Raw genomic sequence first — 376 nt, 5'->3', positions numbered from 1 at the left:
GATGAAGGTGACATACAGCGACGGGTCTGCAACCTTGACGGCACGGTCGGTCAGAATCACGGGAATGCCGGCGGCTTTGGCCTCCTTCAGCACGGTGTCCCAGCCACTCTCGACCACGGGCGAGAAGGCGATAACGTCAACCTTCTGCGCGATATAGCTGCGAATGGCCTTCACCTGGTTCTCCTGCTTCTGTTGCGCATCGGCGAACTTCAGCGTGATGCCAGCCTCCTTGGCTGCGGCCTTGATGGACGCCGAGTTGGCCGTGCGCCATTCGCTCTCGGCGCCGACCTGGGAGAACCCCATGGTCAGCGGAGCGGCTAAGGCGGCGAATGCCGGCAGGGACAGCGCAGCGGTGATCAGCGTGCGGCGGGCAATC

The 376-nt window shown here is 63.6% G+C and carries 1 protein-coding gene; it reads right to left on the bottom strand.

Annotation, left to right across the window (positions count from 1 at the left end):
* The coding region (locus H5407_RS23715) for a substrate-binding domain-containing protein (protein WP_183106928.1) at window positions 1-375 on the bottom strand (375 nt) is incomplete at its 3' end.
* Window position 376 lies beyond the last annotated feature (1 nt).

Origin of the sequence: Mitsuaria sp. WAJ17 (assembly GCF_014174515.1) — a bacterium.
Classification (GTDB): domain Bacteria; phylum Pseudomonadota; class Gammaproteobacteria; order Burkholderiales; family Burkholderiaceae_C; genus Roseateles_B.
Note: the sequence above shows the minus strand (reverse complement) of the source record. Positions and strands in the feature narration are given on the sequence as shown.